Source organism: Pantoea sp. C1E2, from assembly GCF_056491465.1.
In genome coordinates, this window is the sequence record NZ_JBSZHT010000002.1 from 187,058 (window position 1) to 212,279 (window position 25,222).

Annotated in this window: 19 protein-coding genes, 1 tRNA gene and 3 rRNA genes; 6 read left to right on the top strand and 17 right to left on the bottom strand. The window is 52.9% G+C overall.

Features of this window, described 5'->3' with window-relative positions; genetic code table 11:
* Positions 1-230: 230 nt before the first annotated feature.
* A complete protein-coding gene (yihA, locus tag ACXI0A_RS01145; RefSeq protein WP_224935117.1) occupies positions 231-872 on the top strand; it encodes a ribosome biogenesis GTP-binding protein YihA/YsxC in 642 nt (213 codons plus the stop codon).
* An 86-nt stretch (positions 873-958) separates the two neighbouring features.
* On the opposite strand, the gene spfP is transcribed toward yihA, so the two are convergent.
* The 5 genes from spfP to ACXI0A_RS01170 all read right to left on the bottom strand — a co-directional run bounded on the left by spfP (position 959) and on the right by ACXI0A_RS01170 (position 6,403).
* A complete protein-coding gene (spfP, locus tag ACXI0A_RS01150; protein WP_071892919.1) occupies positions 959-1,006 on the bottom strand; it encodes a small protein SpfP in 48 nt (15 codons plus the stop codon).
* 275 nt (positions 1,007-1,281) lie between these two features.
* A complete protein-coding gene (gene polA, locus ACXI0A_RS01155) occupies positions 1,282-4,071 on the bottom strand; it encodes a DNA polymerase I (protein WP_476150667.1) in 2,790 nt (929 codons plus the stop codon).
* A gap of 367 nt (positions 4,072-4,438) precedes the next feature.
* On the bottom strand, positions 4,439-5,068 hold the full coding sequence (gene dsbA / locus ACXI0A_RS01160) for a thiol:disulfide interchange protein DsbA (protein WP_479485183.1): 630 nt from the start codon (positions 5,066-5,068) through the stop codon (positions 4,439-4,441).
* 26 nt (positions 5,069-5,094) lie between these two features.
* The gene (locus tag ACXI0A_RS01165) at positions 5,095-6,081 is read right to left on the bottom strand and encodes a serine/threonine protein kinase (protein ID WP_476151188.1); all 987 of its coding nucleotides are present in this window, start codon (positions 6,079-6,081) and stop codon (positions 5,095-5,097) included.
* A gap of 46 nt (positions 6,082-6,127) precedes the next feature.
* Complete coding sequence (locus tag ACXI0A_RS01170; RefSeq protein ID WP_034823919.1) at positions 6,128-6,403, bottom strand: YihD family protein; 276 nt, start codon at positions 6,401-6,403, stop codon at positions 6,128-6,130.
* Positions 6,404-6,473: 70 nt separating this feature from the next.
* On the opposite strand from ACXI0A_RS01170, the gene mobA reads away from it, so the two are divergent.
* Complete coding sequence (mobA, locus tag ACXI0A_RS01175) at positions 6,474-7,046, top strand: molybdenum cofactor guanylyltransferase MobA (protein WP_476150666.1); 573 nt, start codon at positions 6,474-6,476, stop codon at positions 7,044-7,046.
* Positions 7,046-7,552, top strand: coding sequence for a molybdopterin-guanine dinucleotide biosynthesis protein MobB (gene mobB, locus ACXI0A_RS01180; protein WP_476150665.1), 507 nt, complete (start codon positions 7,046-7,048; stop codon positions 7,550-7,552). The genes mobA and mobB overlap by 1 nt, the downstream gene beginning before the upstream one ends.
* A gap of 106 nt (positions 7,553-7,658) precedes the next feature.
* Here the strand turns inward: mobB and rrf are convergent.
* From rrf to ACXI0A_RS01200, 4 genes are all read right to left on the bottom strand, one after another.
* Positions 7,659-7,774 (bottom strand): 5S ribosomal RNA (rrf, locus tag ACXI0A_RS01185).
* Between the two features lie 103 nt (positions 7,775-7,877).
* A 23S ribosomal RNA gene (locus ACXI0A_RS01190) occupies positions 7,878-10,784 on the bottom strand.
* A 213-nt stretch (positions 10,785-10,997) separates the two neighbouring features.
* Positions 10,998-11,072: transfer RNA gene (locus tag ACXI0A_RS01195), tRNA-Glu, on the bottom strand.
* A gap of 90 nt (positions 11,073-11,162) precedes the next feature.
* Positions 11,163-12,702: ribosomal RNA gene (locus ACXI0A_RS01200) — 16S ribosomal RNA — on the bottom strand.
* The 16S, 23S and 5S rRNA genes sit together here with 1 tRNA gene alongside, the layout of an rRNA operon.
* 554 nt (positions 12,703-13,256) lie before the next feature.
* Here ACXI0A_RS01200 and mdtD point away from each other — a divergent pair.
* A complete protein-coding gene (mdtD, locus tag ACXI0A_RS01205; protein WP_224933620.1) occupies positions 13,257-14,660 on the top strand; it encodes a multidrug transporter subunit MdtD in 1,404 nt (467 codons plus the stop codon).
* Here mdtD and rbsR read toward each other — a convergent pair.
* From rbsR to ACXI0A_RS01240, 7 genes are all read right to left on the bottom strand, one after another.
* Positions 14,657-15,640 carry a ribose operon transcriptional repressor RbsR gene (rbsR, locus tag ACXI0A_RS01210; RefSeq protein WP_224933823.1) on the bottom strand — a complete coding sequence of 328 codons (984 nt, stop codon included), beginning with the start codon at positions 15,638-15,640 and terminating at the stop codon, positions 14,657-14,659. The two genes, mdtD and rbsR, sit on opposite strands and share 4 nt — an antisense overlap.
* Before the next feature lie 13 nt (positions 15,641-15,653).
* Entirely contained in the window at positions 15,654-16,583 is a 930-nt protein-coding gene (gene rbsK / locus ACXI0A_RS01215) for a ribokinase (protein WP_476150664.1), read from the bottom strand.
* Between the two features lie 64 nt (positions 16,584-16,647).
* A complete protein-coding gene (gene rbsB, locus ACXI0A_RS01220; RefSeq protein ID WP_084932739.1) occupies positions 16,648-17,523 on the bottom strand; it encodes a ribose ABC transporter substrate-binding protein RbsB in 876 nt (291 codons plus the stop codon).
* Between the two features lie 27 nt (positions 17,524-17,550).
* The gene (rbsC, locus tag ACXI0A_RS01225; RefSeq protein WP_476150663.1) at positions 17,551-18,522 is read right to left on the bottom strand and encodes a ribose ABC transporter permease; all 972 of its coding nucleotides are present in this window, start codon (positions 18,520-18,522) and stop codon (positions 17,551-17,553) included.
* The gene (rbsA, locus tag ACXI0A_RS01230; protein ID WP_476150662.1) at positions 18,519-20,027 is read right to left on the bottom strand and encodes a ribose ABC transporter ATP-binding protein RbsA; all 1,509 of its coding nucleotides are present in this window, start codon (positions 20,025-20,027) and stop codon (positions 18,519-18,521) included. The genes rbsC and rbsA overlap by 4 nt, the downstream gene beginning before the upstream one ends.
* A 7-nt stretch (positions 20,028-20,034) precedes the next feature.
* Positions 20,035-20,454 (bottom strand): D-ribose pyranase, encoded by a 420-nt coding sequence (rbsD, locus tag ACXI0A_RS01235; protein WP_224933624.1) that lies wholly within the window; start codon positions 20,452-20,454, stop codon positions 20,035-20,037.
* Between the two features lie 170 nt (positions 20,455-20,624).
* Positions 20,625-21,020: a YgiW/YdeI family stress tolerance OB fold protein gene (locus tag ACXI0A_RS01240; protein ID WP_224933625.1), complete on the bottom strand. Its 396-nt coding sequence runs from the start codon at positions 21,018-21,020 to the stop codon at positions 20,625-20,627.
* 170 nt (positions 21,021-21,190) lie between these two features.
* On the opposite strand from ACXI0A_RS01240, the gene qseB reads away from it, so the two are divergent.
* Positions 21,191-21,853 carry a quorum sensing response regulator transcription factor QseB gene (gene qseB, locus ACXI0A_RS01245; protein ID WP_476150661.1) on the top strand — a complete coding sequence of 221 codons (663 nt, stop codon included), beginning with the start codon at positions 21,191-21,193 and terminating at the stop codon, positions 21,851-21,853.
* Complete coding sequence (qseC, locus tag ACXI0A_RS01250) at positions 21,850-23,181, top strand: quorum sensing histidine kinase QseC (protein WP_476150660.1); 1,332 nt, start codon at positions 21,850-21,852, stop codon at positions 23,179-23,181. Before qseB ends, qseC begins: the two co-directional genes overlap by 4 nt.
* A gap of 12 nt (positions 23,182-23,193) precedes the next feature.
* On the opposite strand, the gene kup is transcribed toward qseC, so the two are convergent.
* A complete protein-coding gene (kup, locus tag ACXI0A_RS01255; protein ID WP_224933628.1) occupies positions 23,194-25,062 on the bottom strand; it encodes a low affinity potassium transporter Kup in 1,869 nt (622 codons plus the stop codon).
* Positions 25,063-25,222 lie beyond the last annotated feature (160 nt).

The window sequence follows — 25,222 nt, forward strand, 5'->3', positions numbered from 1 at the left end:
ATGAACAAGTGAGGCGTGAGGTTAATTTGAAGGCGTAATTCGCATGGCGAACATAACCAATTGAAAATAGTTAATTTAATTAGTTATGAAGATTCTATTAAACGGTAATGACTGGCAGTAATCATCGTTGATCTCTTACAAAATGACGCGTTAAGACGCTATCGGATACTTTTGCGCCATAACAGGTATAATCAGCCCAATTGATCGAATCACTCTGCTGGAGTTTTACTTTGTCTGCTTTGAATTATCACATGACCCATTTCGTGCTCAGCGCCCCGGATATTCGCCATTTACCGGCGGATGTGGGCATTGAGGTTGCCTTTGCCGGACGCTCTAACGCAGGCAAATCCAGCGCGCTGAATACTATCACCAACCAGAAAAGCCTGGCGCGTACCAGTAAAACGCCGGGTCGTACTCAGCTGATTAACCTTTTTCAGGTCGTCGAGGGGAAAACCCTGGTCGATTTACCGGGCTATGGTTACGCCGAAGTTCCGGAAGAGATGAAGCGCAAATGGCAGCGTGCGCTGTCTGAATATTTGCAGAAGCGCCAGGCATTAAAAGGTCTGGTGGTGCTGATGGATATTCGCCATCCACTGAAAGACCTCGATCAGAATATGATTGAGTGGGCAGTTCAGAGCGGTATTCCGGTGCTGGTGCTGTTAACCAAAGCGGATAAGCTGGCATCAGGTGCACGTAAAGCGCAGCTCAAACTGGTACGTGAAGCAGCACTGGGCTTTGTGGGCGATGTGCAGGTAGAGATGTTCTCATCACTCAAGAAGATCGGCGTTGATATCGTTCGTCAGAAACTCGATAGCTGGTTCAGTGAGCTGGAGCCGGCGCAGGAAGATGATGGCGAAGCGCCATCTGAATGATTTTTTGAAGCGGGTTTACAGCCCGTTTTTCAGATAAAGCCCAATAAAAAACGCCCCAGTCATAAATGACTGGGGCGGCTAAATATTCAGCCAAATCCGATTACGTGAAGTAAAAGGTCTGAAAGATAGAACATCTTACCTCTGTACCCTACGCGATGAACTTTACCTGATTTTCCCCGACCTACAAAGGGTTTTTTGTTGTTAAGTTTCAGGATTCGACATCTTTTTTACCGGGTTCGTCACACTTTGGCTTAAGGCATGTAGTTTAATTACTAAAAAAATGCTTAGCAGTGAGGCAGTTACAAAACGCGCATTTAATCAGCGCCTTTGCTGTTTTGCTGAACCGATTAAGTAAACTTTTTTCTTATGACGTTGTCAGCGGTTTAGATAAACCGCCGACAGCGTTTCCTTAGTGCGCCTGATCCCAGTTATCGCCCATTCCCACTTCAACTTGCAGCGGCACATCAAGCTTCATGCTGCTCTCCATCAGCTGGCGGATCGTCGCACTCGCACTCTCTACTTCGTCTTTGTGGATCTCAAACACCAGTTCATCGTGTACCTGCATGATCATCTTCACGGCATCATTCTGCTGTTGCAGTAGCCAGCCATCCACGGCGATCATCGCACGTTTGATAATGTCCGCTGCTGTACCTTGCATCGGGGCGTTAATCGCCGCGCGCTCTGCCGCCTTACGACGAATAGCGTTGCTGGAACTGATGTCCGGTAGCCACAGGCGGCGACCATCCAAAGTCTCCACATAGCCCTTCTCTGCCGCCTGAGTGCGCGTCTCTTCCATATAACGCAGTACGCCGGGATAGCGCTCAAAGTAGAGATCCATATACTTTTTCGCTTCGCCTGCGCCAATATTGAGCTGGCGCGACAGACCGAATGCGCTCATGCCGTAAATCAAGCCAAAGTTAATCGCCTTAGCACTGCGACGTTGCTCACCGGATACCTTGCTCAGCGCGACACCAAAGACTTCTGATGCAGTGGCGCGGTGAATGTCCTCACCCTGCGCAAACGCATCCAGCAGGCCTTTATCCTGCGAGAGATGCGCCATGATGCGCAGCTCAATTTGTGAGTAGTCCGCCGCGACAATGCGATTATCTTTACCTGCGATAAAGGCCTGGCGAATACGACGGCCTTCTTCATTACGCACAGGGATGTTTTGCAGGTTGGGATCGGTAGATGAGAGACGTCCGGTAGCCGTGACCGCCTGATGATAGGAAGTATGCACGCGGCCAGTAATCGGATTGATCATTAAAGGCAATTTGTCGGTATAAGTCGACTTCAGCTTAGACAAGCCACGATGTTCCAGAATCACTTTGGGCAGCGGATAGTCCAGCGCCAGTTCAGCCAGCACTTCTTCGCTGGTTGACGGTGCGCCGCCCGGCGTTTTCTTGGTCGGCTTGATACCCTGCTTTTCAAACAGAATGGTTTGCAGTTGTTTGGTGGACGAAAGATTAAACGGCTCGCCGGCTAAATCATGCGCTTTCAGCTCCAGTTCCGCCAGACGTGTAGTCAGCTCCTGCGAGTGTTTGCCCAGGATGTTTTGATCGATTAAGACGCCGTTACGCTCAATGCGTGAAATCACGGTCACCAGCGGCATCTCGATATCAGTAAAGACCTTCTTCGGACCCGCTTCCTGCTCCAGCTTTGGCCACATCTGCAGATGCAACTGCAGTGTGACGTCTGCGTCTTCCGCAGCGTAATGAGCGGCCTGCTCAATAGCAATCTGGTTGAAGGTCAGCTGATTTTTGCCCTTACCGGCAATCTCTTCAAAAGTGACGGTTTTGTGGTTCAGCCAGCGCGCCGCCAGGCTGTCCATATCATGTTTACCGCCAACGCTGCTCAGGCAGTAAGACTCCAGCATGGTGTCGAATTTGATGCCCTGCAGTTCAATATCGTAGTTTTTCAGTACGCCGCGATCGTATTTGAGGTTCTGACCGACTTTTGCGGCTTTGGCGTCTTCCAGTAACGGTTTTAGCTGCTTGAGCACGTCGTTGCGATCGAGTTGTTCTGGTGCATCAAGATAGTCATGAGCCACCGGAAGATAAGCCGCTTCACCGGGCACAATCGCAAAGGAGAGACCGACAATGTTGGCACTCCAGCTATCCAGAGAATCGGTTTCCAGATCGAAGGCAAAGAGTTCTGCCTTTTTCAGTTTTTGTAGCCACTCGTCGAAGGTCGCCTGATCCAAAATGGTCACGTAGCCTTCAGATGACAGCACGCTAGCTGTTTCTGCCGCCGCAATTGCAGGTTCAGTAGCCAGTGATTTCTGCGCCTGCACATTGCTCTTTTTGCCTTGCAGCCAGGTGCCGTCCTGCAGATCGGTGATCCATCGTTTGAACTCATAGCGGCCGAAAAGGTTTTGCAGTGTTTCAACGTCCGGCTCGTTGACGGTGAGTTGCTCACAACCCAGTTCAAGTTCGACGTCCGTTTTAATGGTCGCCAGCTGGTAGGACAGGAATGCGACCTCGCGGTTCTGCTCCAGCTTTGCTGCCATGGTCTTCGCACCACGGAACGAGAGATCCGCCACTTTATCCAGGTTATCGTAAATTGACTGCATGCCGCCCAGGCCTTGTAGCAGCGCCTGTGCAGTCTTCTCTCCCACGCCAGGCACACCAGGAATGTTATCCGAGCTGTCACCCATCATGGCGAGGAAGTCGATGATCAATGAAGGTGGCACACCATATTTCTGCTCGACCTCTTCCGGGCCCAACACGGTATTGGTCATGGTGTTAATCAGCGTAATACCCGGCGTGACCAGTTGCGCCATATCTTTATCGCCGGTGCTGATCAGCACCGCACGGCCCTGCTTCTCTGCTTCGAGTGCCAGGGTGCCAATCACATCGTCAGCCTCAACGCCGGTCACCGCCAGCAGCGGTAATCCCATCGCTTTGACCATCTCGTGCAACGGTTCGATCTGTGCACGCAGATCGTCGGGCATTGGCGGGCGGTGCGATTTGTAGTGCTCGAATAATTCATCGCGGAAAGTTTTGCCTTTCGCATCGAAGACTACGGCCACATGACTCGGCTGATACTGCATCAGCAAACTTTTCAGCATGTTGAGCACACCGTACATGGCGCCCGTGGGCTCGCCTGCACTGTTAGTCAGCGGCGGAAAGGCATGATATGCCCGGTAGAGATAAGAGGATCCGTCTACCAGAATCAGGGGGTTTTCTGCAATTTGCGCCATAGGTTCGTATTTTCTTCGTTGCGATAATGAGGGCTATAAGGATGCCACAACCAGAGAGGAATGTTGAATCAGAGCGGGGATGTCAGGATCTTTTTCGTCGTTACGCGGTGTGGATCGCAAGGATCATTCTGTGGATAACTTTGTGCGTAAAATTCATAACGTATTGTTATTTACGCTGATTACAATCATTTCACTTATAAAAGTTATTATTTTTCAATTTGTTATTAACTTACCGTGATGAAAGGCGCCTTTTTGAAAAGGTGATCGTCCATGTGGATATTAAGCGGAGGGTTAACAGGGATATCATTATTACGTCATGGGGAAGGAAATAAAAACGCCGACATCGCCGGCGTTTATTCGAGCTTAATTACTTCTTCTCAACCAGGAATTTCACTACGTTGGCATAATCGGCAACGAAATTGTCCATTGAGCTGGTGTCCAGACCGCCGTTATTCACCATGTATTTGCCGTTAACGAAGATGGCTGGCACGCCCTGCAGATTAAGATCGGCTGCCGCTTTCTGCTGCTGTGCAACCAACGCTTTTACCGCAAAGCTATTCCAGGCCGCATCATAATCTTCTGATGAGATGCCCGCAGCCTGGATGAAAGTGGCTTTCAGGCTCGCCGCATCGGTAACGGTTTGGGTTTTCTGAATACCGTCAAAGATTGGTGCAGTGACCTTGCTTTCCACGCCCAGCGCCATCGCAACAGCCCAGGCTTGTGTAACAACAGGACCGAAGTCACCACCCAGGAAATCAACGTGGTATTTGGTCACTTTGGTATCTGCTGGCAGATTCTTTTTCACGGCATCGCTAACGTGATAGATGCGTTCGAACTGGTAGCAGTGTGGGCAGAAGAAGGAGAAGAACTCCAATACCTGTGGCTCACCAGCAACCGGCTTTGGCAGCGTGACGAATTGTTTTCCGTCATTAAACTGTGCCGCTAAGGCGCCAAATGCCAGCATTAAACCTACCAGCGCAAACATAATCTTTTTCATCGTGAAAAAATCTCCTGAGTACTTCATTAAAATTGCGGGCTAAGCTGCAACGGGGGTTGATGTAACAGCCTCTCCTGCTCGATAAATAGTGCAATCTGTCGGCGCCAAAAATCCTCGTCGGTCATCCAGGGGAAGGCGCGAGGAAACGCAGGATCCTGCCAGCGGCGTACCACCCAGGCCAAATAATAAACCATGCGCATAGCGCGTAAAGGCTCAATCAGTGACAATTCATGTAAATCGAAGTCACTGAATTCATTATAAGCTTCCAGCAGAATATCCCACTGGATCAGCTGCTCCTGACGATCGCCGTTCACCAGCATCCACAGATCCTGCACGGCAGGTCCGTTGCGCGCATCGTCAAGATCAACAAACATTGGTTCATCGCGCCACAGGATATTACCCGGATGGCAGTCGCCATGCAGCCTGAGCGGTTGCCACTTATCATGCCAGCACTGCTGCAACGTGCTGCTAAGTTTATCAACAGCGTTCAGCAGTGCATCTTTCAAGGCAGCCGGTACCAGCGTGCTCTGCTCCAGCTCCTGACGTGGTTGGAAGACGTATTCCTCCAGACCGAAGGTTGGCCGCTGTTGAAACAAGCTCTGGCGACCCGTTTGATGGATACGGCCGAGAAAACGACCCACCCATTCCATCTGTTCTTCATTATCGGTTTCATACTGTCGCCCACCCAGACTCGGGAAAACGGCAAACATAAAACCGGCATGGTGATTCAGTGTGCTGCCCTGCAATGCCAGTGGTGCAGCAACAGGCACTTCATCGACCAGCAGGTCATGCGTGAACTGATGCTCTTCCAGAATTTGTTGTGCACTCCAGCGCTGTGGGCGATAGAACTTAGCCACATAGCGACACTTATCATCATCGCTGAACTGATAGACACGGTTTTCGTAGCTATTGAGGGCGGTTAGGCCGGATTCGACACGCAGACCCGTATCCCAGAGTGCATCAAGGATGACATCGGGGTTCAGCGTCTGGAAATTAAAAGCGGCTTCGCTCATCATTTTGCCTGTGTATTACCGTTGCAAGGAATGCGCAAGGATAACACTACTCATCATCCTTAATCACACCGCGTGCACGTAATAGCGCGGTTTTGAAGTCCACTTCATAATCCTTTTTCAGTCCGGGAATCTCCGCATCGCGGCCCGCGTCACGCATTTTGAGATGGTAAATCAATATGTCATCGGTTAATTCACTTAATGGGCCACTGAAGCCAGATTCCTGTGCCAGTTTTTGTAAAAATGCCAGCAGGTTAAGATCAGACTCCTTTTGCCAGGCCGGTTGCAGGAGTTCAAACAATTCATTAAGTCGGTGATATTTCATCATTGATTCCTTTATGCAGTGGTACGCTGCCGTTATGCAATTATCGTCCAGTATGATGAGGGAGACGAAAATGACCGCATTTACCGGCGTGATCCTCGCAGGTGGTCAAGGCAGTCGCATGGGTGGCCAGGATAAAGGGTTGCTGGAGCTTCATGGCAAACCGCTTTATCAACATGTTCTGCAGCGATTGGTGCCGCAGGTCAATATTGTGTTGATAAGCGCTAATCGCAACATTGATCGTTATCAGGCTAGCGGTTGTCAGGTAGTAAGCGATTCGATGCCTGATTATCCAGGTCCGTTGGCGGGTATGTTAAGTGGCCTACAGAATAGCAAAACTGAGTGGGTCGCCTTTTGTGCCTGTGATACGCCCTGGTTACCGGAAGACTTCGTTGCACGATTATGGCAGCAGCGCGACGATGCGCCTGCGGTTTGGGTACGATCAACGCAACGCGATCATCCTGCATTGGCACTGGTCAATCAATCAATGGCCGAGGATCTGGAAGCCTGGCTGCTTCGTGGTGAGCGACGTTTAATGCAGTTTTTACGTGAACATGGCGGACACGCGGTGACATTCGCTGATCCTGAGTCTGCTTTTCGCAATATTAATACGCCGGACGATTTGGTTGATGAGGAAATGCAGTGATGAGCGTGCCTTTACTGGCGATCGCTGCGTGGAGTGGCACCGGAAAAACCACCCTATTGCAGCAGGTAATTCCTTTATTGAAGGCGCGTGGCATTCGTACAGGATTAATCAAACATACCCATCATAAAATGGACATCGATACGCTGGGAAAAGACAGCTATCTGCTGCGAAAAGCGGGTGCCGATCAGGTGATTGTTGCCAGTAATCAGCGCTGGGCATTGATGTGTGAAACCCCTGATCAGCCGTTGAATCTGGCGGAACTGGCCGCGCAGATGGACAGTTCAGCGCTGGATCTGGTGCTGGTTGAGGGCTTTAAGGATGAGCCAGTACCCAAAATTGTGCTGTGGCGGCGTGATATCAAAGGTGAAGTGGAAGATTTAATGGATGAATATGTGATTGCGTTGGCCAGCGATGAGAAATCATCAATTAACATCCCTCTTCTCGATATTAATCAGCCGGTTAACGTGGCTGACTTTATCGAAAACTGGCTGAATACGAGTCGGTAATGGGGGAGATTTTTGCCAGGCTGGCTGAATTTCAGGCGTCATAACCCCTGACTTCAGACGTAAAAAAGCCCTGAACTTTCGTTCAGGGCTTCTTCACTTAATTGATGCCTGGCAGTTCCCTACTCTCGCATGGGGAGACCCCACACTACCATCGGCGCTACGGCGTTTCACTTCTGAGTTCGGCATGGGGTCAGGTGGGACCACCGCGCTAAAGCCGCCAGGCAAATTCTGTTTCATCCGCGCCGTTACTTCCGTAACCACGCGAACCAATCTCTGAACAAGCTGAAAATCTACTGCGTCTCTCAAAAAACGCCTCTGGCGTTGTAAGGTTAAGCCTCACGGGTCATTAGTACCGGTTAGCTCAATGCATCGCTGCACTTACACATCCGGCCTATCAACGTCGTAGTCTTCAACGTCCCTTCAGGACTCTCAAGGAGTCAGGGAGAACTCATCTCGGGGCAAGTTTCGTGCTTAGATGCTTTCAGCACTTATCTTTTCCGCACTTAGCTACCGGGCAATGCCATTGGCATGACAACCCGAACACCAGTGGTGCGTTCACTCCGGTCCTCTCGTACTAGGAGCAACCCCCCTCAATTCTCCAGCGCCCACGGCAGATAGGGACCGAACTGTCTCACGACGTTCTAAACCCAGCTCGCGTACCACTTTAAACGGCGAACAGCCGTACCCTTGGGACCTACTTCAGCCCCAGGATGTGATGAGCCGACATCGAGGTGCCAAACACCGCCGTCGATATGAACTCTTGGGCGGTATCAGCCTGTTATCCCCGGAGTACCTTTTATCCGTTGAGCGATGGCCCTTCCATTCAGAACCACCGGATCACTATGACCTGCTTTCGCACCTGCTCGAGCCGTCACTCTCGCAGTCAAGCTGGCTTATGCCATTGCACTAACCTCCTGATGTCCGACCAGGATTAGCCAACCTTCGTGCTCCTCCGTTACTCTTTAGGAGGAGACCGCCCCAGTCAAACTACCCACCAGACACTGTCCGCAGCCCGGATCACGGGCCTACGTTAGAACATCAAACATTAAAGGGTGGTATTTCAAGGTTGGCTCCACGCAGACTGGCGTCCACGCTTCAAAGCCTCCCACCTATCCTACACATCAAGGCTCAATGTTCAGTGTCAAGCTATAGTAAAGGTTCACGGGGTCTTTCCGTCTTGCCGCGGGTACACTGCATCTTCACAGCGATTTCAATTTCACTGAGTCTCGGGTGGAGACAGCCTGGCCATCATTACGCCATTCGTGCAGGTCGGAACTTACCCGACAAGGAATTTCGCTACCTTAGGACCGTTATAGTTACGGCCGCCGTTTACCGGGGCTTCGATCAAGAGCTTCTCCTTGCGGATAACCCCATCAATTAACCTTCCGGCACCGGGCAGGCGTCACACCGTATACGTCCACTTTCGTGTTTGCACAGTGCTGTGTTTTTAATAAACAGTTGCAGCCAGCTGGTATCTTCGACTGGCTTCAGCTCGGGGAGCAAGTCCCTTCACCTACGCGCCAGCGTGCCTTCTCCCGAAGTTACGGCACCATTTTGCCTAGTTCCTTCACCCGAGTTCTCTCAAGCGCCTTGGTATTCTCTACCTGACCACCTGTGTCGGTTTGGGGTACGATTTCGTGTTACCTGGAGCTTAGAGGCTTTTCCTGGAAGCAGGGCATCAGTTACTTCACCACCGTAGTGGCTCGTCATCACACCTCAGCGTTAATAAGAGTCCGGATTTACCTAAACTCTCCGCCTACATGCTTAAACCGGGACAACCGTCGCCCGGATAACCTAGCCTTCTCCGTCCCCCCTTCGCAGTAACACCAAGTGCAGGAATATTAACCTGCTTCCCATCGACTACGCTTTTCAGCCTCGCCTTAGGGGTCGACTCACCCTGCTCCGATTAACGTTGAACAGGAACCCTTGGTCTTCCGGCGAGCGGGCTTTTCACCCGCTTTATCGTTACTTATGTCAGCATTCGCACTTCTGATACCTCCAGCATGCCTCACAGCACACCTTCAACGGCTTACAGAACGCTCCCCTACCCAACAACACATAGTGTCGCTGCCGCAGCTTCGGTGCATGGTTTAGCCCCGTTACATCTTCCGCGCAGGCCGACTCGACCAGTGAGCTATTACGCTTTCTTTAAATGATGGCTGCTTCTAAGCCAACATCCTGGCTGTCTGTGCCTTCCCACATCGTTTCCCACTTAACCATGACTTTGGGACCTTAGCTGGCGGTCTGGGTTGTTTCCCTCTTCACGACGGACGTTAGCACCCGCCGTGTGTCTCCCGTGATAACATTCTTCGGTATTCGCAGTTTGCATCGGGTTGGTAAGCCGGGATGGCCCCCTAGCCGAAACAGTGCTCTACCCCCGAAGATGAGTTCACGAGGCGCTACCTAAATAGCTTTCGGGGAGAACCAGCTATCTCCCGGTTTGATTGGCCTTTCACCCCCAGCCACAAGTCATCCGCTAATTTTTCAACATTAGTCGGTTCGGTCCTCCAGTTAGTGTTACCCAACCTTCAACCTGCCCATGGCTAGATCACCGGGTTTCGGGTCTATACCCTGCAACTTAACGCCCAGTTAAGACTCGGTTTCCCTGCGGCTCCCCTATACGGTTAACCTTGCTACAGAATATAAGTCGCTGACCCATTATACAAAAGGTACGCAGTCACCCCATAAAAGAGGCTCCCACTGCTTGTACGTACACGGTTTCAGGTTCTGTTTCACTCCCCTCGCCGGGGTTCTTTTCGCCTTTCCCTCACGGTACTGGTTCACTATCGGTCAGTCAGGAGTATTTAGCCTTGGAGGATGGTCCCCCCATATTCAGACAGGATACCACGTGTCCCGCCCTACTCTTCGAACTCACAGTAAGTGCATTTTTGTGTACGGGAGTATCACCCTGTACCCTGCGACTTTCCAGACGCTTCCACTAATGCACAAACTGATTCAGGTTCTGGGCTGTTCCCCGTTCGCTCGCCGCTACTGGGGGAATCTCGGTTGATTTCTTTTCCTCTGGGTACTTAGATGTTTCAGTTCCCCAGGTTCGCCTCGCAACACTATGTATTCATGTTGCGATGATGCACAGAGTGCACCGGGTTTCCCCATTCGGACATCGTCGGCTGTAGCGGTTCATATCACCTTACCGACGCTTTACGCAGATTAGCACGTCCTTCATCGCCTCTGACTGCCAGGGCATCCACCGTGTACGCTTAGTCGCTTAACCTCACAACCCACAGGCGTTTTACAACGCTGCAGACTGCAAGCATTTGAGAGACTCGAACACATCGTTTATTCATTCTTATTACGGAGAATGAACGCGACGTGTCGTTTCAATTTTCAGCTTGTTCCGGATTGTTAAAGAGCAAATATCTCAAACGCAGCTCGCAAGCTGGTTTTGAGATACTGTGGAGACACCTTTCACCTGTCACCAAGCAAGTGGCGTCCCCTAGGGGATTCGAACCCCTGTTGCCGCCGTGAAAGGGCGGAGTCCTAACCGCTAGACGAAGGGGACACGATTCGTGTCACGACTTCGCAGCCGTCTTGCTCATTACTTTTCTATCAGACAATCTGTGTGAGCACTGCGCGGGAAGGTATCTTCAGGTAAGGAGGTGATCCAACCGCAGGTTCCCCTACGGTTACCTTGTTACGACTTCACCCCAGTCATGAATCACAAAGTGGTAAGCGCCCTCCCGAAGGTTAAGCTACCTACTTCTTTTGCAACCCACTCCCATGGTGTGACGGGCGGTGTGTACAAGGCCCGGGAACGTATTCACCGTAGCATTCTGATCTACGATTACTAGCGATTCCGACTTCACGGAGTCGAGTTGCAGACTCCGATCCGGACTACGACGCACTTTATGAGGTCCGCTTGCTCTCGCGAGGTCGCTTCTCTTTGTATGCGCCATTGTAGCACGTGTGTAGCCCTACTCGTAAGGGCCATGATGACTTGACGTCATCCCCACCTTCCTCCAGTTTATCACTGGCAGTCTCCTTTGAGTTCCCGGCCGAACCGCTGGCAACAAAGGATAAGGGTTGCGCTCGTTGCGGGACTTAACCCAACATTTCACAACACGAGCTGACGACAGCCATGCAGCACCTGTCTCACGGTTCCCGAAGGCACTAAAGCATCTCTGCTAAATTCCGTGGATGTCAAGAGTAGGTAAGGTTCTTCGCGTTGCATCGAATTAAACCACATGCTCCACCGCTTGTGCGGGCCCCCGTCAATTCATTTGAGTTTTAACCTTGCGGCCGTACTCCCCAGGCGGTCGACTTAACGCGTTAGCTCCGGAAGCCACTCCTCAAGGGAACAACCTCCAAGTCGACATCGTTTACGGCGTGGACTACCAGGGTATCTAATCCTGTTTGCTCCCCACGCTTTCGCACCTGAGCGTCAGTCTTTGTCCAGGGGGCCGCCTTCGCCACCGGTATTCCTCCAGATCTCTACGCATTTCACCGCTACACCTGGAATTCTACCCCCCTCTACAAGACTCTAGCCTGCCAGTTTCGAATGCAGTTCCCAGGTTGAGCCCGGGGATTTCACATCCGACTTGACAGACCGCCTGCGTGCGCTTTACGCCCAGTAATTCCGATTAACGCTTGCACCCTCCGTATTACCGCGGCTGCTGGCACGGAGTTAGCCGGTGCTTCTTCTGCGGGTAACGTCAATCGTCAAGGCTATTAACCTTAACGCCTTCCTCCCCACTGAAAGTACTTTACAACCCGAAGGCCTTCTTCATACACGCGGCATGGCTGCATCAGGCTTGCGCCCATTGTGCAATATTCCCCACTGCTGCCTCCCGTAGGAGTCTGGACCGTGTCTCAGTTCCAGTGTGGCTGGTCATCCTCTCAGACCAGCTAGGGATCGTCGCCTAGGTGAGCCATTACCCCACCTACTAGCTAATCCCATCTGGGCACATCCGATGGTGTGAGGCCCGAAGGTCCCCCACTTTGGTCCGAAGACGTTATGCGGTATTAGCTACCGTTTCCAGTAGTTATCCCCCTCCATCGGGCAGTTTCCCAGACATTACTCACCCGTCCGCCACTCGTCACCCAAGAGCAAGCTCTCTGTGCTACCGTTCGACTTGCATGTGTTAGGCCTGCCGCCAGCGTTCAATCTGAGCCATGATCAAACTCTTCAATTTAAGTTTGATTTGCTGAAACAAGTTCAGCGATGCTCATCTGTAAAACGTCATAATGAATTTCATTATGTGTTCACTCGTGAGACTTGATATTTTTTACGTCCGGAGACGTTGATATCAATCCTGCGAGTGCCCACACAGATTGTCTGATAAATTGTTAAAGAGCGGTGCAATCAGCGCCTTAAGCTGCTCTTGCGAGGTGGCGTATATTACGCTTTCCTCCTTCAGAGTCAAACACTTTTTTCAGCGTTTTTCTCCGGCGGGGTGAATCACTTCACTCCCTGCTGAGTCGTCTGCGTTGCCGCTTTGCCGTCTCAGTGGATGCGCATTATAGGGAGTTGATTCTGGCTGACAAGGGTTTATTGCAAAAATTTGACTGAGCGCTACTTTTTTAACCGAACAGGCTAAAAACAGACATTTCTCGATCAATATTCAGTCAAATGCGCCCATTGAGCGGCATAAATCAGCGTCACGCACTCAAATACCAATGCTATTCTGTTAGCCAAACGCCGTTTTTCATTGTTGCTGACTGAACAATTATTAAAGAAGGACTTTCAATGATTCGCTCCGCGCGCAGTATGGCCGGCTTGCCCTGGATCGCCGCAATGGCATTTTTCATGCAAGCCCTCGATGCCACCATCCTCAATACTGCGCTCCCTGCTATCGCCACCAGCCTTGAACGTTCCCCCCTCGCCATGCAATCTGCTGTTATCAGCTATACGCTTACCGTAGCGATGCTGATCCCGGTCAGTGGCTGGCTGGCCGATCGTTTTGGTACGCGAAAAGTCTTCATTATTGCCGTATCTCTTTTTACGCTGGGTTCATTGGCGTGTGCGCTGTCTGGCTCACTGAGTATGCTGGTTGTCTCGCGCATTATTCAGGGCGTCGGCGGTGCGATGATGATGCCGGTCGCGCGTCTGGCATTATTGCGTGCTTATCCACGCAGTGAATTGCTGCCGGTACTCAATTTCGTGACCATGCCGGGATTAGTCGGACCGATTCTGGGTCCGATGCTTGGCGGCTTATTGGTCACCTACGCCAGCTGGCACTGGATATTCCTCATCAACATCCCGATTGGCATCGCGGGCATCTTCTATGCACGTAAATTTATGCCGGACTTCACCACGCCCAAACGTCGCTTTGATTTTGGCGGCTTTATATTGTTTGGTTTGGGTCTGGTGCTGATCTCAGTAGGCATCGAACTGTTTGGCGAGCGCATTGTGTCTCCGTGGCAGGCTGTGCTGGTGCTGTTAGCCGGTGTCGCGTTATTGCTTCTCTATATAGTGCATGCACGCCGCCATCCCGCACCGCTGATCAGCTTACCGATGTTTAAAACCCGCACCTTCTCGGTTGGCATCATCGGTAACATCGCGGCACGTCTGGGTACCGGCTGTATTCCGTTCCTGATGCCATTGATGTTACAGGTAGGCTTCGGCTATCCCGCATTGATTGCCGGATGCATGATGGGACCGACGGCGATTGGCTCGCTACTGGCCAAATCAACCGTGACACAGGTGCTTCGTCGCTTCGGGTATCGTAAAACGCTAGTGGGTATCACCATCATCATCGGAATTCTGGTCGCCAGCTTCTCGCTGCAAACACCGGGTGAAAGCGTATTGATGTTATTAGCCGCGCTATTTGTATTGGGCATGGCGATGTCGACACAGTTCACCGCGATGAACACCATCACGCTGGCCGATTTAAATGATGAGAACGCCAGTGGCGGAAACAGCGTGCTGGCAGTAACACAGCAAGTATCGATCAGCTTTGGCGTGGCCGTCAGTGCGGCGGTGCTGCGTTTCTATCAGGATTTCGAGAGCAGCACCGTACAGCAATTCCACGCCACCTTCCTGACGATGGGCGTGATCACCGTATTCTCCGCGTTTGCCTTCCTGATGCTGCGTCCGGGTGATGGTCGCAATCTGATCGCCAATCGCGAGAAAAAGAAGAAAACCGCTTAAACCGAACCGCGTTCCACCAGCTCCGGCGTCAGTACCAGCGTTTGCTGACTGGCGTCGGGATCGCGCATACGGTGGATCAGTGTATCAATCGCCAGTTCACCCAGTTCATCCTTGGGCTGATGGATGGTAGTGAGTGGTGGCGTGAGATAACGAGCCAGTTCTATATTGTCATAGCCCATCACCGCGATATCTTGCGGCACGCGCAAGCCGGCCTGGAAGAGTGCGTGATAAACGCCCACCGCCATCGCATCGTTACTGGTGAAAACCGCTTCAGGCAACAACTCTAACGTCAGCAATTGGTTCATCGCATTGAAGCCGCCCTGAAATTCGAAATCACCGTCCACCACATAACCCGGCAACACCGGCAATCCGCTGCTGGTCATCGCTTTATGGAAACCCTCCAGACGCAAACGCGCCGGGGTTTTATCCTGTGGCCCGGCAATGCAGGCGATACGAGTGTATCCACGATCAATCAGATGCTGCGTCGCCAGCTCACCGCCTAACAGCGCGTTATCCTGAATTATGTCGCCACGCCCTTCAAACGGCGCCCAGTCCATCATCACCATGGGGACGGACGGATAACGATTAAGGATCTCAGCAGAGGGAAGATGCGTTTCAGTGCACATCATCAGCAAGCCATCGACACGCTTTTGCATTAGCGTTTCAAGACTGCGATTCATGCGCTCTTCATCGCCTTCGGTGTTACACAGAATCAGGCTATAGCCGCGTTCGTAACAGCTATTCTCCACACCGCGCACCACTTCCGAATAGAACGGGTTACTGCTGGCTGTCAGCAGCATGCCGATAGTACGCGTCTGATTGATCTTCAGACTGCGCGCTAATGCAGAAGGCGCGTAGTTCAGCTCGCGGATAGCCTGCTCCACTTTTTCCCGCACCTGTTCGCTAACAAAACGATTGTTATTGATGACGTGAGAAACAGTGGAGGTGGAGACGCCCGCCAGGCGGGCGACATCTTTCATGGTCGGCAAAGGCTTAACCCTGTTGCTGCAGGAAGTTATCGATCTCAGTGCGCCACGGCACTGAGGGTTGCGCACCCGGACGCGTCACCGCAATCGCGGCAGCAGCATGGGCAAAACGCACCGCATCATGCATCGCCACACCTTCCAGACGCGCAGTAATAAAGGCGCCATTAAAGGTATCACCCGCGGCGATGGTGTCGATGGCCTGCACGCTGAAACCGGGAATACGGACGCCTTTACCTTGCGCGCTCAGCCACACACCGCGACGACCCAGGGTAATTAAAACGGTAGAGATGCCTTTATCATGCAACGCCTGTGCGGCACGAGCGGCATCCTCATCATTCTTCACCGCGATCCCAGTCAGGATTTCAGCCTCGGTTTCGTTCGGTGTGATGATATCAATCAATGCCAGCAACTCGTCAGACAGATGAGTGGCGGGCGCTGGGTTGAGAATCACTTGCGTGGCATTGGCACGCGCAATCTTCGCTGCCGCCAACACGCTTTCCAGCGGCGACTCCAGTTGCATTAGCAAAGCCTCTGCATCGACAATTACCTGCTGATGGCGATCAACACAGGCTGGCGTCAGCGCCGCGTTAGCACCGGAATAGATGCCGATATTATTTTCACCTTCGCCATTCACGAAGATCATCGCCACACCGGTGGCTTCGTCTGCCACGGTTTCTACCGGAGCAGTATCAATACGGTCCTGCTGCAGCTGCTGGCGGATGCGTTCACCGATGTCATCTGCACCGACACAGGCGATAAACGCGATATCCGCACCGGCACGACCGGCCGCCACAGCCTGGTTAGCCCCTTTTCCACCAAAAGCAATCTGATACTGTTTTCCGATCACCGTTTCACCCGGACGTGGAAAGTGGGTGAGGTTCAGGATGTGATCGGCATTGATGCTGCCGAGTACCGCCAGTTTTGCGCTTGTGTTCATAGGGTTTGATCCAGAAAGTTGCGCCACCGGTGAGGTGGCGCGTTGCCATGCTTTTCTTTGTTTTTTATTTGGTTACCAGCTTCAGGTCAACCGGGTTTACTGCCTGCACTTTTTCGCCTTTCAGCACTTTATCTGCAATATCAACACCAATCACGCCAATCTTATCGGGCATCTGCGCGACGGTAGCCGTCAGCTTACCGGCTTCTACCGCTTTCACACCGTCAGCGGTGCCGTCGAAACCGACCACCAGCACATCGGTTTTACCCGCGGTCTGCAGCGCACGCAGTGCACCCAGCGCCATTTCGTCATTCTGCGCGAATACGGCCTGCACATCCGGATGCGCCTGCAACAGGTTCTGCATCACATTCAGACCTTTAGTACGGTCGAAATCTGCAGGCTGGCTCGCCAGGATATTAAATTTATGTGCATCAGCAGCCTGTTTGAAGCCTTCGCCACGCTCGCGCGCCGCAGAAGTACCGGCAATGCCCTGCAGTTCGATAATTTTTGCGCCATCGCCCAGTTTCTTCGCGATGAAGTCACCGGCCATTTTGCCGCCGAAACGGTTGTCAGAGGCGACGTGACTGACCACGGTGCCCTGTGCCGCCATGCGGTCCAGCGTGATCACCGGAATGTTGGCCTGGTTGGCCATCTTCACAGCGTTACCCACGGCATCAGAGTCCGTTGGGTTGATCAGCATCAGCTTGGTGCCGCGCACGGTCAGATCCTGCACGTTTGCCAGCTCTTTCGCCGGGTTGTTCTGTGAATCCAATACCACCAGGTTATAACCCAGTTTGTCGGCTTCTTTCTGTGCGCCATCTTTCAGAGACACAAAGAACGGATTATTCAGCGTCGATACAACCAGCGCAATCGTGTCCTTTGCCATCGCGCCAGCACTGAGGGTGGCGCCAAGGATGACGGCCAATGCAGTTAACTTTTTCATTTATAGTGTCCTGTGTGAGGGTCAGAGTTACTTACTACTTTTGTTATCCACCAGCACGGCCAGCAGAATGACAACGGCTTTAACAATCATTTGGTAGTAAGAAGAAACACCCATCAGATTCAGGCCGTTGTTCAGGAAACCAAGGATCAATGCACCAATCAGCGTGCCCATAATGCGACCTTTACCACCCGCCAGGCTGGTGCCGCCTAATACCACCGCCGCGATGGCATCCAGTTCATAACCAGTGCCCGCCGTCGGTTGCGCAGAAGAAAGACGCGCCACTTCGATGGTGCCCGCCAATGCCGCCAGCGTGCCGCACAGCGAATAAACGATGATTTTGACGCGGTTAACGTTGATGCCTGACAGACGCGTGGCCGCTTCGTTGCCGCCCAGCGCATAGATGTAACGACCTAAACGCGTGTGATGCAGCATGTACCACGCCAGCGCAAACACCACCACCATCAGCCAGACCGGTGTTGGGATACCCAGCGGACGGCCAATGCCGAACCAGCCGAACAGATCGGCGTTATCACTGAAACCGGTGTTGATCGGGCTACCGTTGGTGTACACCATGGTCACGCCGCGCAGCAGCAGCATCATCACCAGCGTGGCGATAAAGGCCTGCACTTTGCCGCGCGCCACAATCACGCCGGTGATACCGCCAATGACCGCGCCTAATGCCAGTGAAGCCGCTACTGCCACCAACGCATTCACTTCCAGTCCGACAATCGAGGCGGCGACCGCACCGGTGAGCGCCAGCAGCGATCCCACTGACAAATCAATGCCCGACGTCAGAATCACCAGCGTCATGCCGACGGCCATAATGGCGTTGACTGAGGTCTGCTGCAGAATGTTGAACATGTTGGCGACGGTAAAGAAGTTCGGGCTTTGGCTCGCCACCACGGCAATCAGCACGATCAGCGCAATCAGCGATTTCTGCTCCAGCAGCCAGGCTTTGCTAAACCAGCGACGGCTGGCGGGTAAGGTTTGGGTGCTCATACAACTAACTCCTCGCTGTGTTGCTTACCGACTGCCGCCGCCATCAGGGATTCCTGGGTAGCCTGCTCACGGGAAAATTCGCCACTCAGATGGCCTTCATGCATCACCAGGATGCGATCGCTCATGCCCAGCACTTCCGGCATTTCCGACGACACCAAAATGATGCTCAGCCCTTCGGCTTTAAACTGGTTAATTAACTGATAAATCTCTTTTTTCGCACCGACATCCACGCCACGCGTTGGCTCATCCAAAATCAGCACGTCCGGCCGCGTCATTAATCCGCGCGCAATCGCCACTTTTTGCTGATTGCCACCCGACAGCAGGCCAATCGGCTGCTCCATTGACGGGGTTTTGACGTTGAACAAACGGATGAAGTCACCCACCGCCAGCTGTTCTTCACTGTGTTTGAGATTACCGGTGGCATGGCTGAAATAGCGCAGCGCGGTCAATGACATGTTCTCTTTCACCGACATGCCGAGCACCAGGCCATCGCGCTTGCGGTCTTCCGAGATATAGACGATGCCGTTGGCCAGACCGTCCTGGGGTGATCGGGTGATAATTTCGCGGCCGTTGAGCATGACTTTGCCGTTGCTACGCGGCAGTGCGCCGTACAGCACTTTCATCAGTTCCGTGCGTCCCGCGCCCATCAAACCGGAAATGCCGAGGATTTCCCCTTTGCGCAGGTTAAAGCTGACGTTATCCACGCCCGGTCCGCTGAGATTTTCAACGGTTAAGCGAACCTCGCCCGGCGCTTGATCGATGTGCGGATATTGATCCTCCAGCTTACGGCCGACCATCATCTCGATCAGGCTCTCTTCGCTGAGATCGCTCACCGCGCGTTCGGCAATAAACTGCCCGTCACGGAATACGGTGACGTCATCGCAAATTTCGAAGATCTCTTTCATGCGGTGCGAGATATAAACAATGCCGCAGCCCTGCGCTTTCAGTTCATTGATCACGCGGAACAGCGACAGGGTTTCGGTATCGGTCAGTGCATCGGTCGGTTCATCCATAATGATGACCTGCGACTCAAAGCTGAGCACTTTGGCGATCTCAACCATCTGTTGATCGCCAATCGACAAGTCGCCCACCAGCTTATGGCTGTTGAAGCGCAGGTTCAGGCGATGCAATAGGGCATCCGCCTCGGCGTACATCCGATTCCATTCGATGCGGCCAAAACGGTTAACAAATTCACGACCGAGGAAAATATTCTCCGCGACGGTCAATTGAGGAATCAGGTTAAGTTCCTGATGGATAATACCAATGCCCGCTTCCTGCGACGCTTTAGGTCCAGAAAAAGCCACATCCTTGCCCAGCCACTGCAGCGAGCCGGCATCCATGCTGTAAATGCCAGTCAGCACTTTCATCATGGTGGATTTACCCGCGCCGTTTTCGCCCACCAGCGCCATCACGCGGCCTGGATAAACGGCAAGCGATGCGCCATTCAGCGCTTTCACGCCAGGAAACGACTTTTCAATCCCTTTGAGTTGCAATAACGGTTGCATAACGACCTCAGAAGGTTACGCCAGCGCTCAGGATGACATTCGCATACGGAGAACACTCTCCGCTGCGAATGACCGCCTGACTACGCTGCGTTTCTTGTTTGAACTGTTCATGGCTGGTGTAACTAATGGTGATGACATTCCCCTGGTGCCGTTGCAAGGCATCGAGCACGGCGAGCAGTGCGCTGTGAAGCTGCGGATTGTTCTGCTTAATCTCCTCCGCCATCAGGGCGCTTTCGACTTGCATCTCCTGAGTAACAACATCAACCACCTGTAAAAATTCGGGCGTTCCCGGCGTCAACGCCAGATCGATACGCTGTGGACCGGCCGGAATCGGCAAGCCTGCATCAGCAATCGTCAGCGTGTCGGTGTGCCCCAGGCGGGCAATCACATGAGAGAGTTCAGCGTTTAACAAGCGACCTTTTTTCATTTCTTCCACTCCACAGCGAAACGTTTCGCTGACCGGGAGTGTATTAAATGTGTGCGGCAACTCAATGGCATCATCACGGAAGTGTGATCGCCATCGAAACGTTTCGCTTGTACCGGGGGAAATTTGAGTTTGGCGGGGAATGTGAGCCGCCTGAACGGCTCTGAAAGGCTTTATGGCAGCTTGCGAACCTGTTTAACGTCCAACTCAATGGAATTAAAGTCCTTATCCAGCTCGCCGGTCAGTTCAACCTGATCCTTCGGCGTGATGGTCTGTCCATGCCAGCGCTTATGGTCGATTTCCACTTTCATGTTGCCGCTGCTGTCGCGGAACAGATAGTCCTCATCACCAATTTGCTTATCAAGATAGCCGCGCACGGTGATCCAGCTATCGTCTTTCATCTCTTCGGCCTGTTTCACGGTGACGACGCTGGTGTTATCAGCCTGGAAGCCACCTGCGTGAACCTGGGGCTTTGGCGCACTCGGGTCAACAAAACCACCTTGTTGCGCGGCCAGAACTGGCGTCGATGCCAACATCACAATTGCGATTAGCGCTGCACTCTTTTTCATTCTTCACCTCTGTTCCATGAATGTGTGGGATACGGAGCTATTACAGCACAGGGTTCTTAACAGGATCTTAAGGGGTAAAAAAACATAAAAAATAGCCAAAATGCGGCGATTGACGCTGTACAAGCGAATGTTGGCTTCGTATAACGAGCGCTGCACATAAGGAGAATCGCATGCGCATTTTGTTGATTGAGGACGACTCGCTAATTGGCGATGGCCTGAAAGTGGGGCTGACGAAACTCGGCTTCAGCGTTGACTGGTTCATGTCAGGTGAAGCGGGATTCCATGCTCTGTCAGCTGCGCCATGGGATGCCGTGGTACTGGATCTTTCATTGCCCGAGCGCGATGGACTGGAGATCCTGCGCCAATGGCGTGAGCAGGGCGCGGATGTGCCGGTGTTGATCCTCACCGCATGGGATGCGCTCGATCAACGTGTGCAAGGGTTACAGCTGGGCGCTGATGACTATCTCTGTAAACCTTTTGCCCTTAGCGAAGTGGCGGCACGCTTGCAGGCACTTATTCGCCGTCGTCATGGACAACTGCAGCCCGAGCTAAAACACGGCAAAGTGGTGATGTCGCCCGGCAGCCACAACGTCTGGATTGACGGTGAAGCCATCAGTTTAAAGAGTCGTGAGCTGGCGCTGCTGGAACTGTTTCTGCGTAATCCCGGCCGAGTGTTAACCCGCAGCCAGTTGGAGGAAAAACTCTATAACTGGGATGACGATGTCACCAGCAATGCGGTGGAAGTCCATATTCATCATCTGCGCAAAAAGCTCGGCACGACGTTTATTCGCACCGTGCATGGCGTGGGTTACACCCTGGGTGCGGCTGAATGAGCCTGTTTCTGCGACTCGCCATCGGCTTCGTGCTGCTGATTTCCCTATGCGGCGGGGTGGCCAGCTACAGCGCCTGGCAACAAACCCGTGATACTGTTAATGAGCTGTTCGATACTCAGCAAATGCTGTTCGCCAAACGCCTGTTATCGCTCGATCCCACCAGCTTGCACGCCGCTTCTCTACCAAAAACCAAATCCATTTTGCGCCATCATCGTGGCGATCAGGATGATGATGCACTGGCCTTTGCCATTTTTCGTGCGGACGGCCAGCCATTACTTAATGATGGCGAGAACGGGCGAGATATGCAGTTTGACGATAAGCGTGATGGCTTTCGCGATGGTCGCCTGCGCGGTGACGATGACAGTTGGCGGCTGCTGTGGCTGACTTCTGCGGATAAACAGTACCGTGTGGTGGTGGGTCAGGAGTGGGAATACCGCGACGAAATGACGCGCGATTTGGCACTGGCGAGTTTGATGCCGTGGCTTTACGCCATGCCTTTTATGCTGCTGATGCTGCTGGCATTGGTGTGGTTCGAATTGCGCCCATTGAAACGCCTGACGGCATCACTCCAGTCGCGCGCACCCGATGACGCCACACCGCTCGATGAAACGCGCTTGCCCAAGGAGGTGAAACCGTTAGTGTCGGCATTAAACGGGCTGTTTAGTCGTATGGCACAACTGGTGCAGCGCGAACGCCGCTTTACCTCTGATGCCGCCCACGAATTGCGCAGTCCATTAGCCGCCTTGCGTGTACAGAGTGAAGTGATTCAGCTGGCTGAAGATGACGAAGCGATGCGCAATCGGGCATTGCAGCAACTTGATAGCGGCATCCAGCGCGCCACACGGCTGGTGGATCAACTCTTAACGCTCTCAAGGGTGGAAGCGGACGATCTACGCAGCGAATTCCAGCCAGTGCCACTGGCACCGCTGCTGCAAAATCTGCTGGTGGAACATTTCCCGCAGGCAGAGGCACAGCAAATGGATCTGCAACTGCATGCGCAGGCCGAACCGGTGATGAACGGTCATCCTCTGCTGCTGAGTTTGTTGATGCGCAATCTACTGGATAATGCGCTGCGCTATGCGCCACCGGGCAGCCAGATTCAGTTCACGTTAAATACGCGGAATATTGTTCTTGAGGATAACGGCGCGGGCGTCAGCAATGAACAGCTTGCTCGTTTAGGGGAACGTTTCTGGCGACCACCGGGGCAGACGCAAACGGGCAGTGGATTGGGATTATCGATTGTGAAGAACATTGCACAGCTACACGGCATTCGCATCGCATTCAGCCATGCTCAGCCACAAGGTTTGCGCGTCACCTTAAGCTGGTGACGCGCTCGATCCCTAGATCTCGACCTGAGTACCCAGCTCGATCACGCGGTTAGGCGGGATTTCAAACTGATCCGGCGCGCGTAGCGCATTGCGTTGCAGTGCGAGGAACAGTTTGCCGCGTAGACGCAGATACCATGGACGATCGCCGATAATCAACGACTCATGCGACATGAAGAACGAGGTTTCCATCATGCGACAGTTGAGGCCTTCCAGTCCGCAGCGGTGGAAAATCTCTTCCACGTTCGGGGTTTCACGCCAGCCGTAACTCGCCACCACGCGCCAGAATGTTGGCGACAGTTGTTCGATGGTGACGCGACGCACATTGTGCACGTAAGGCGCATCTTCCGTACGCAGCGTTAGCAGCACCACACGCTCATGCAGCACTTTGTTGTGCTTAAGGTTATGCAGCATAGCGAACGGAATCACGTTCAGGGCACGCGACATATACACCGCCGTGCCCGGCACGCGCACCGGCGGGGATTTCTCCAGCGAGGCGATCATCGCTTCAAGCGAATTGCCGTGCTCATGCATACGACGCAGCAGGCGGAAGCGCTCGCTTTTCCAGGTGGTCATGACGATAAACATCATCAGCGCCAGCGTCAGTGGCAACCAGCCGCCGGAGAAAACTTTGACCAGGTTAGCCGAGAACAGCGACACGTCGATACACAGCATGCCGATCAAGATCACAATCACCAGATAACGATTCCAGTGCCAGTTCTGAATCGCCACCGTGGAGCAGAGAATCGCGGTCAGCACCATGGTGCCGGTCACCGCGATGCCGTAAGCCGCTGCCAGGTTGCTGGAGTGTTCAAAGCCGACAATCACGATTACCACGGAGAAGTAGAGCAGCCAGTTGATCACCGGAATATAAATCTGACCCGACTCTTCTTCCGAGGTGTGCACAATACGCATCGGTGGCAGATAGCCTAAACGCACCGCCTGACGCGTTAACGAGAACACGCCTGAAATCACCGCCTGAGAAGCGATAACCGTGGCCAGCGTCGCCAGAATCAGCATTGGAATCAGCATCCAGTCCGGCGCCAGCAGGAAGAAGGGGTTTTTGATCGCTTCGGGATGTTTGAGCAGCAGCGCGCCCTGACCAAAGTAGTTCAGCACCAGCGAGGGCAGCACCACGATAAACCAGGCAAGACGAATCGGGAATTTGCCGAAGTGGCCCATATCCGCATACAGCGCTTCCACACCGGTAATCGCTAATACCACCGCGCCGAGGGCGAAAAACGACACCGTTTTGTACTGGATAAAGAAGTGCATCGCCCAATACGGGTTCATGGCATGCAGCACATCAGGATTGCCAATGATACTGCGCGCACCCAGCACTGCCAGAATGATAAACCACACCAACATCACCGGCGCGAACAGCTTTCCGACAATGCCAGTACCGTGCTTTTGAATCACAAACAGCAGCGTCAGCACCGCAATCGCCAGCGGAACGATATAAGTATCCAGATTAGGCGCGGCGATCTCCAGGCCTTCAATCGCGGATAACACCGAAACCGCGGGCGTGATCACCACTTCACCATAGAAGAAGCTGCCGCCAATCAGACCCATGATAACCAGCACAGCCGTGGCTCTGGCACCGGTATGGCGCCCGGCCAGTGACATCAATGTCAGGATCCCGCCTTCACCGGCGTTATCGGCCCGCATCACGTAACTGATGTATTTCAGTGATACCACTAAAATCAGCAGCCAGAAGATCAGCGAGAGAAAGCCAAATACCGCTTCGCGTTCCACGCCAAAGCCGAACTGACCAGAGAGACATTCACGCAAAGTATAGAGCGGGCTGGTACCGATATCGCCATACACCACGCCAATCGCGGCGAGTGTCACTGCGCCAAGGGACTGCTTCTTATCCGAGCTCATAAGTTGTCTTTTGTTGGAGCCGATGAGGCACTTGCCTACCGCTCAAGCCATCAAAAAGCGCACAGTATGCACATATTCCCAAAAAAACCTACTCTTACAACATGTCATCATGACGTCAGCGAGGCGGTTTTTCGCCGAAATTAGGTGCTAAAAACCGCCT

Coding starts and splice junctions, on each gene's coding strand:
- polA (WP_476150667.1), bottom strand. CDS start 4,071: ATGGCGCAAATTGCAGAAAACCCCCTGATTCTGGTAGACGGATCCTCT.
- rbsD (WP_224933624.1), bottom strand. CDS start 20,454: ATGAAAAAAGGTCGCTTGTTAAACGCTGAACTCTCTCATGTGATTGCC.
- qseC (WP_476150660.1), top strand. CDS start 21,850: ATGAGCCTGTTTCTGCGACTCGCCATCGGCTTCGTGCTGCTGATTTCC.
- rbsC (WP_476150663.1), bottom strand. CDS start 18,522: ATGAGCACCCAAACCTTACCCGCCAGCCGTCGCTGGTTTAGCAAAGCC.
- mobA (WP_476150666.1), top strand. CDS start 6,474: ATGACCGCATTTACCGGCGTGATCCTCGCAGGTGGTCAAGGCAGTCGC.
- rbsB (WP_084932739.1), bottom strand. CDS start 17,523: ATGAAAAAGTTAACTGCATTGGCCGTCATCCTTGGCGCCACCCTCAGT.
- rbsK (WP_476150664.1), bottom strand. CDS start 16,583: ATGAACACAAGCGCAAAACTGGCGGTACTCGGCAGCATCAATGCCGAT.
- rbsR (WP_224933823.1), bottom strand. CDS start 15,640: ATGAAAGATGTCGCCCGCCTGGCGGGCGTCTCCACCTCCACTGTTTCT.
- mobB (WP_476150665.1), top strand. CDS start 7,046: ATGAGCGTGCCTTTACTGGCGATCGCTGCGTGGAGTGGCACCGGAAAA.
- rbsA (WP_476150662.1), bottom strand. CDS start 20,027: ATGCAACCGTTATTGCAACTCAAAGGGATTGAAAAGTCGTTTCCTGGC.
- mdtD (WP_224933620.1), top strand. CDS start 13,257: ATGATTCGCTCCGCGCGCAGTATGGCCGGCTTGCCCTGGATCGCCGCA.
- kup (WP_224933628.1), bottom strand. CDS start 25,062: ATGAGCTCGGATAAGAAGCAGTCCCTTGGCGCAGTGACACTCGCCGCG.
- ACXI0A_RS01170 (WP_034823919.1), bottom strand. CDS start 6,403: ATGAAATATCACCGACTTAATGAATTGTTTGAACTCCTGCAACCGGCC.
- dsbA (WP_479485183.1), bottom strand. CDS start 5,068: ATGAAAAAGATTATGTTTGCGCTGGTAGGTTTAATGCTGGCATTTGGC.
- qseB (WP_476150661.1), top strand. CDS start 21,191: ATGCGCATTTTGTTGATTGAGGACGACTCGCTAATTGGCGATGGCCTG.
- ACXI0A_RS01165 (WP_476151188.1), bottom strand. CDS start 6,081: ATGAGCGAAGCCGCTTTTAATTTCCAGACGCTGAACCCCGATGTCATC.
- ACXI0A_RS01240 (WP_224933625.1), bottom strand. CDS start 21,020: ATGAAAAAGAGTGCAGCGCTAATCGCAATTGTGATGTTGGCATCGACG.